This is a genomic window from Persicitalea sp., assembly GCF_041751555.1.
In the GTDB taxonomy this organism is placed as follows: domain Bacteria; phylum Bacteroidota; class Bacteroidia; order Cytophagales; family Spirosomataceae; genus Persicitalea.
The window spans coordinates 1-7700 of record NZ_JBGSXF010000192.1; the positions used below are offsets into that span (position 1 = coordinate 1).

The following is a 7700-nucleotide window of genomic DNA, read 5'->3' on the forward strand; positions in this document are numbered from 1 at the left end:
ATCTTTGATTGGGGCTTTTTTGTGTCAATTTATTTTTTGAATGTGTAAAAACAAAACATTCATCAACGCTGATGTAAGCTAAACATAAACGGCTTTTGAAGAATTTTCTTCAATTGTGATTAAGGCTTAAAGCTTTCTTTATGTCCACGCGAAATAACGTTCCAAGTAAATTTTGTCTCATGGCATACTGTGAAGGCACAGGCAAACATCAATTTAAAAGATTTTTTCAGCCGAGTATCCCTGATATAACCCCCATCGCCTCCCGAATCTCCCCTTCCGAAATCGTCAACGGCGGCGCAATCCGCATAGAGTTATCACAAAATAAGAACCAATCTGTAATCACCCCAGCCAAAATGCAACGGTCAATGATGGGTTTTAAAACCTCAAAGGATTCCATCTCGGCAGCTAACATCAAGCCTTGGCCACGAACTTCTTTTATTTTCGGATGAACGAGAAGGGATTTTATCAATTCTCCCTTCGCGTTGGCTTGCTCGGCCAAATTCTGAGAGCGAATTACTTGTAGTGTTGCCAGCGAGGCCGCGCAGCTAACCGGATGTCCCCCGAAGGTAGTGATGTGGCCCAGAATAGGATTATCCCTGAAAACAGCCATGAGTTGGGTGGAGGCCATAAAGGCTCCGATGGGCATCCCGCCCCCCATTCCTTTGGCACTCAGCAGAATATCGGGATAGACGCCCACATTTTCGGAAGCCCAAAAAGTACCTGTTCGGCCAAAACCCGTTTGGATTTCGTCAAATACCAACAAAGCCCCTACGTCGGTACATCGTTGGCGCAGGGCATGGAAGTAGGCGGATGAAGGAATCCGCACGCCTGACTCGCCCCCAATCACTTCGATAACTACCGCCGCCGTGCGACAACTGATCTTTTCCAAGTCAGGCAAGTGCCCGTGTTGAATTTGTTTAATACCAGGTAGGAGGGGGCGGAAATTTCTTTTGAAAAACTCAGCGCCCGAAATACTCAATGCACCCTGCGTGGCTCCGTGGTAGGCGTTGACGCAGGAAATAAATTCAGGGCGTCCTGTGTATCGCTTGGCCAACTTCATCGCACCTTCCACCGCTTCGGTACCTGAATTAGTAAAATATACTGAATCAATTAGTCCGAAAGGGGAGGGAGATTCATAAGAAAGTGCAAGCGTATTGACCAAGGCCTCGGCTAACTTCACCTGCGGACTCTGCACATATTCACCGTACACCATCAGGTGCAGGTACTTGTCGAGTTGAGCGTGAATGGCGGCCAGTACTTCGGGATGACGATGCCCCACATTACTCACCGCTATGCCGGATATCAGGTCAAAATATCGCTTTCCGTCTTGGCCATAAAGAAAAACGCCCTCGGCTCTTTCGATTTCGAGGGCAAGAGGAAAATCGGAAGTCTGCGCGAGGTGGTTAAAGAAAAGTTGCCGCTGACTTGAGTGCATGAGGGTTAGTTTTCGTAAAAAGCCACGCTTCCGCCCACCCAGGTAAAGTCTTTATTGAACCGAACGCCGATCATCTCGCCCCGGCTGAGGCGGCTAAGGCTGGTCAGCAGTTTCGGGCGCGGCGCGTCATCCGGCCAAATGTATAGCATCCTGATTTCGCACTTCACCAGTCCGTCGGGCGCTTGAATAACAGGTTCGTAGGTAACTTTCTTTTGTAGAATAAAATTTTCGGGATCAGGAATATTTTCCAACTCTTCCCGCTTAACGTGTAGCTGAACACCCGTTCCGGCGAAGGAGAAAAGTGGTTTCAGCACGTACTTTTCCAGGTCAGCGGGAAAGTTGCCCTGGTAATCGCTCAGGAATTTAGTTTCAGGAACGTAGGGGCTATCCAGCAACGGTAACGTGAACTTACTGATACGGAAAAACCAATTGGGGTGTCCTACCCAGTCCACGTCCACATCATCGGTGAAAACGTAGTTGCTCTTCAAATCGGGGTAGTTGTTCAGATCATCGAAAATCAAACGGTTATAGATGCGTTTGACCCGAATTTTCCTTCCATCTTTCTCGTAAAAAAGTTTTCGACCTTCCTTGATGAGATCGGTATAACTGACGGCCTTCACGCCCAGCATACGCTCGGTCACCGCAAAGTCTACGCGGGTTTTCTGCTGTTTGGGATAAATTTCTAAGAGAATGACATTCTCGGGATTCTCCTCACCGAGTATCAAATCTCGCAAAGCCGCCATGTATTCCTGGTAGTTTTCAACACCGAAAGCGTAGTTGAAGGAGTCGGGAACTGGAAAATGAAATTTGAATAATTCCGATAAGTAAGCTTGGTACGCCATGAGTGATGGGAAGCCCTGCAACTCGATCAACTGCGGTGTGAGTTCACCTTTTTCATCGTGACAAACCGCGAAGTCGATGGCCAGAAAAGAAGTGTGGTCATTCTCGTTCGGTACTTTTTGATCCTTAGGAATCGCCCGCTCGGAATTGGCTCTGAAATCGTCGGCCACGATTACATCTATGAAGCTTTCGCAGGCCTCGATTAATTTTTCTTTTAAAACTAACGGCACAAAAACCGGACTTTCGGCCACCCGAAAATCGAGTTCATCAGGGAAATCTTCTTGGATACTAGCCAAGAGATTTTGGTATAAATCTTCACTAAACGCCTCGTTGTAAGCTTTTCGGGCGGCTTGATGCATAATTCGGAAGGTTTGATCGAGCGTTAAGCAGGCTGTAATTCCAAAACCCGTCGGGCGGCGAGTTTCAGAAAGTTTGGCAGAATGGTATTCTCCGTCAGCAGAATTTTTTCAGGGTCGTTCAGGTGAGCAATCATTTGGTAGTAATGCTCCTCCCCGTAGTTTTTAATGATAGCTGTTTTCTTATCCTCTTTTTGAAAATGACGCAGCATGCCTTCGGCGTCGGCCTCGGGATGGAATTGGGTGCCAAAAATTTCATTAGAAAAGCGAATTGCCATAACAGCCCGCTCCAGCGGAACATGGGGGCGAATTTTTTCCATGCCTACAATCTTGGCTCCCATCTGTTCAATAAGTAAAGTGTCAGGCTCAATTACTTGATAATCACGAGAATCTACCGCCCAGAAAGGATCTTGGAGTCCCTCGAAAAACGGCTCCCGCATGGCGACGCGCGTTTTATGAATAGGGAAAATGCCAAATGAATTCTTCCGCCGCTTGCAGACGTGGCCCAATTCCCAATGCACGCAGGCTAATTGAAACGAATGACAGATTAAAAATAGGTGCTTTTTACTGCGATTATGGTGATTGCGGTTGTACTTATATAGGGAATCGACGAAATTAAAAAACCGCTTTTCCCAAAGTTTGCCTTCCGGTTTGGGGCTGCCCGGACCGCCCGAGGAAATGTAAATATCGAAGCTCAGATCAGGTACGGCATTGGCCTGTCGTACGTCGAAAATCTGGCAATCTATCTCCTGCGATTCTTCCAAAGCGAAATCGCCTACGATTTTCTTTATACAGCGCATTCCTTCGTTCTGGACGCCGTTGTTCATGTCCAGAATAGCAATGCGCAATGTTTTAGGTGGTGTCATATACATGGTAAAGTACTAGATCGGTAATTGCACTTTTCTAACAACTATACAACCCCGATCTTAGTTTCAGAAACGATATAATCTACCACCGCATTCATGTCCCCATTAGTCTTTTCGAACACTGCCAACTGTCGGTCAGCCCCGGTGCCGTTTTCCAAAATCCAGTGGACGTGTTCAACCTCCTTGCGGCTACCGAGCTCGTCCACCACATCATCTATAAATTCCAAGAGTTCCATCATTAGCGTTCGGAATTCGACTTCCTCCTGGATTCCAAAGTCGATAAGTTTGCTCTCGATACCAAAGCGAGCCGCCCGCCATTTATTCTCGTTGATGAGGTTGCGGCGGTATGGGCGGAAGTTCAAATTCTTACGTTGTAGTTTCCAGATTTTAACCACCAGCGCCTGCATGATTGCCGCCAGGCAAATGGTTTCTTCCACGCGCATCGGTACGTCGCAAATCCTGAACTCAACTGTGTTGAAGAACGGATGCACCCGGATGTCCCACCAGATTTTCTTAGCGTTGTCGATACACTTGGTCTTGATGAGCAGGTTAATGTAATCGTCGTACTCACTAGCTCCGGCGAAGAAGTCGGGAATGCCTGTCCGGGGGAACTTGTCGAATACTTTGGAACGGTACGACTTAAAACCTGTATTCCGTCCGCACCAAAAAGGTGAGTTGGTGGAAAGTGCGTAAATGTGCGGCAAAAAGTAGCGCACTGCGTTCATGATCGCGATTCCCTCGTTTCTATTCAGGATACCCACGTGCACGTGCAAACCGAAAATAAGATTACCCCGTGCCACATCTCTCATTTCATCGATCAATTCATCGTAACGAGGGTCGTCAGTAATAAGCTGATCTACCCAGTCAGCAAAGGGGTGTGTTCCGGCAGCGGCGACATGCAAATCCTGCGCGGCTGCCAGGTCGTGTATCATTTTCCGCAGATAGGTCACCTCTTCGCGGGCCTCGTGGATGTCGTGACAGATATTAGTACCAACCTCCACCATTGCCTGGTGCATTTCAGCTTTCACCCGCTCTTTCAGGATGATTTTTCCATCCTCGACCAGCTTCGACATATGCGAACGCAGGTTGCGAGTAACGGGGTCGATGGTCTGGAATTCCTCTTCAATTCCCAGAGTAAATACGCGTTCGGCCATTTTTGGAGTTTATTAGTTTATGAGTCGAAAATTTATGAGTTTATGAGCTTTAATGAGCATGAATTTTCATCCAAAACTCATGGACTCATAAACTTTAAACTCATAGACTCTCTATTCCTACGTTTCCTGTTACTTAGATTTTTTCGCTGGGGCTACTTTCTTGGCTGCGGGGGCTTTTTTAGGAGGAGCTACCTTTTTCGCAGGAGTTTCTTTCTTGGTAGACACTCCCTTCATCATATCGGCCACGGGTATTTGGTTGGTAGCGGACTTCATAAAACTACCCCAGGTGAGGTTGTTCATGCCTTCTTTGTGGTTTTGAGCGCGCTCAATAGCCATATTGGCGGCGGCCTCTACGACCCAGTCGAAGTTTTTCTGACCCACAGAATGGATGTCAGCATCAGGGGCGGGGTTGCAGAAGTCGATGGCAATGGGAATGCCATCGCGCACGGCGAACTCGACGGTGTTGAAGTCATAGCCTAGCGCGTTGCACAAGCGTAAAGTGTATTCGCGGATGGTCTTTAATAGTTTTTCACCCGCTTCACCTTTTGTATTCATTTCAGAAGTGTAGCGTTCATGGAACGGGTTGCGCGGCTCATAGGGCATAATGAGAACATCCTTTTGGCCTATGCAGTAGCAACGGAAATAGTCGTCGAACACTATTTCTTCCTGAAGCATCATGACCAATTGGCCAGTCTCACCGTGCTTTTGCCACAAATCCTCAGGATTCCAGACTTTATAAACGCTTTTCCAGCCGCCACCTGAGTGGGGCTTCATGTAGGCGGGGAAACCGATGTACTCAAACATCTGCTCCCAGGCCAGGGGTGATTTCAGGTTACGGAAAGAGACATCATGCGTATCAGTCGGGCGCTCGTGAGAGGGGAGAAGTACTGTCTTAGGGACAGGAACGCCGATTTTTTCGGCCAAACAGTTATTAAAAAACTTCTCGTCAGCGCTCCACCAGAATGGGTTGTTTATGACCGCCGCTCCGCAAAGTGCGGCATTTTTCAGATACGCTTTATAAAATGGAACGTCTTGCGAGATGCGGTCAATGATGACTGCATATTCGGTGGGGTCAGCTTGTTTGACTTGTTCGATAGAGACGCCTTCGGCTCGGATGCCGTCAATGTTCTTTTCGTTGATGCGATTTACAAAAGCATGAGGAAAGGTGTTTTCCATGCCATAGAGTATGCCAATTTTTTTCATAGAGTAGTTTTTGATTCGACATTCTTAGGCTCCGCTCAGAATGACAATGTTAGTTAAAGATTATTACTATTATTTTTTTTATTGAAAGTAGGCAGTCGGGTGTTTGAAGCAGATAGCTCCTACATCATTTTAGATAAATAATCGGGGAACATCCTGTGCCAAAGCGGCCAATCGTGGAGTTCCCAACCACGGATGTCGGACCAATGGTCGATGCCTTTGTTATTGAGGATTCGAGTCATTGTCAGGTTAGCGTTCAGGCAAATATCCCATTCCGACGAACCCAGCACGATTTTCATATGGTTGTAGCGCCAGCCTTGCTCATTTGGGATGTAATCGATTGGATTATTGAAGTGCACGTTATCGTCATAGTACCCGCCCACGAAGGAACGGATGTCGAATGCTCCGCTCATGCTGATAAGATAAGCCACTTGCTCGGGATGACGAAAGGCGAAGTTGAACGCATGGAATCCACCGAAACTGCACCCTGCCACGCCGATTTTATCCACACTGCACTCACGCTGAATATAGGGTACCAACTCGTTGGTCAAAAACTTATCGTATTGAATGTGGTTCAATACCTTTTGAGCGGGTGTGAGGTGGCGTCCGTACCACGATTCTTTGTCGATGCCGTCGATGCAGTAGATTTTATACTTACCGGATTCAACCAATCCCCGCACTGAATCTATTAGCCCCATGCCTTTCGCTTGGTGGTGGTCGCCTAGGGTGGTTGGGAAAACTAAAATGGGATAGCCCCAATGCCCGTAAATTAACATGTCGATCGAGCGCCCCAAATGATGGGAATAGTAACTTATGTGGTTTTCTTGCAAGATGCTTTTTGATTTATCAGGAGGGACCTGCGAGTTTTTCTGAATTATGTTGCAAATCTAATCATTGTTTGTAAAATTAACTCGCTAGTTCTTACCGTTCTGATAGATCTATTCGAGCGCCAAGTACTATTCTACTTAATTATTTATATCTTTTGCCCGATCGCATTTCAACCGTAAATCAAGTGTTCACCGCCGAATCAGTCATTTCTGAACCGCTCCTATTTAAAGAAATGAGGCTGTATTCAGCCCATCTAAAGCGATTGGTCAAACTGACACTATTGCAGCCGGCTATATTGCCTGATACAATCCCTATGTCCGTTTTGCTGGTTTTCGACGGACAAGATTTTCCTGCCTTGCGAATGCAGAAAACTCTGGAAGAAAATTGTCTGGGGTTTCCTGAAAAGCCACTATTGGTAGTAGGGATTCATGCGAACAAAGATCGCATTTATGAATACGGTACTGCCTCTCAGCCTGACTACGCGTATCGGGGAAACAAAGCAGCCAACACTACGCATTTCGTGACATCTGAACTGATGCCTTACCTTAAGGCAAACTTCACTTTGTCTAAAAACCGTTCCGACTGGTCTGTTGCTGGCTTTTCGCTGAGCGGTTTGATGGCAATGGACATCGCCTGGCACCATTCTGAGTACTTTTCGCAGGTTGGCGTTTTTTCTGGCTCGTTTTGGTGGCGTCAGCGCGCGCTCGAAGATGATTATGAGGAGAGTGATCGCATAATGCATAGCATAATTCGCAACACGCCAAGCCGGCCGCCAATCAAATTTTGGTTTCAGACGGGTACCCGCGACGAAGAATCTGATCGCGACAACGACGGCATTATCGACTCCATTGACGATACGCTGGATTTGATTGCGGAATTAGAACGCAAAGGCTTTGCCTGGGGAAATGATATTCGGTACGAAGAAGTACAAGATGGGGAGCATCACCCAAGTACATGGGCAAAAGTTTTTCCAGATTTCCTACATTGGGTAATGAAGATGAAATCTTGAATTTACATCAAA

7 protein-coding genes are annotated in these 7700 nt (G+C 46.9%); 1 reads left to right on the plus strand and 6 read right to left on the minus strand.

Going from position 1 to position 7700, the window contains the following annotated elements:
* Positions 1-226: 226 nt before the first annotated feature.
* From ACEW8P_RS06745 to ACEW8P_RS06770, 6 genes are all read right to left on the minus strand, one after another.
* Entirely contained in the window at positions 227-1435 is a 1209-nt protein-coding gene (locus tag ACEW8P_RS06745) for an aspartate aminotransferase family protein (protein ID WP_373512332.1), read from the minus strand.
* A gap of 5 nt (positions 1436-1440) precedes the next feature.
* Positions 1441-2634 (minus strand): hypothetical protein, encoded by a 1194-nt coding sequence (locus tag ACEW8P_RS06750; RefSeq protein ID WP_373512333.1) that lies wholly within the window; start codon positions 2632-2634, stop codon positions 1441-1443.
* Positions 2635-2657: 23 nt separating this feature from the next.
* Positions 2658-3497 (minus strand): type 1 glutamine amidotransferase, encoded by an 840-nt coding sequence (locus ACEW8P_RS06755; protein ID WP_373512334.1) that lies wholly within the window; start codon positions 3495-3497, stop codon positions 2658-2660.
* Between the two features lie 44 nt (positions 3498-3541).
* Complete coding sequence (locus tag ACEW8P_RS06760; RefSeq protein WP_373512335.1) at positions 3542-4651, minus strand: carboxylate-amine ligase; 1110 nt, start codon at positions 4649-4651, stop codon at positions 3542-3544.
* Between the two features lie 129 nt (positions 4652-4780).
* Complete coding sequence (locus ACEW8P_RS06765) at positions 4781-5854, minus strand: RimK family alpha-L-glutamate ligase (RefSeq protein ID WP_373512336.1); 1074 nt, start codon at positions 5852-5854, stop codon at positions 4781-4783.
* Positions 5855-5973: 119 nt separating this feature from the next.
* Positions 5974-6681, minus strand: coding sequence for an alpha/beta hydrolase-fold protein (locus tag ACEW8P_RS06770; protein WP_373512337.1), 708 nt, complete (start codon positions 6679-6681; stop codon positions 5974-5976).
* Between the two features lie 152 nt (positions 6682-6833).
* Between ACEW8P_RS06770 and ACEW8P_RS06775 the strand changes: the two genes are divergently transcribed.
* Complete coding sequence (locus ACEW8P_RS06775) at positions 6834-7688, plus strand: alpha/beta hydrolase (protein ID WP_373512338.1); 855 nt, start codon at positions 6834-6836, stop codon at positions 7686-7688.
* The last annotated feature ends 12 nt before the right edge of the window (positions 7689-7700 follow it).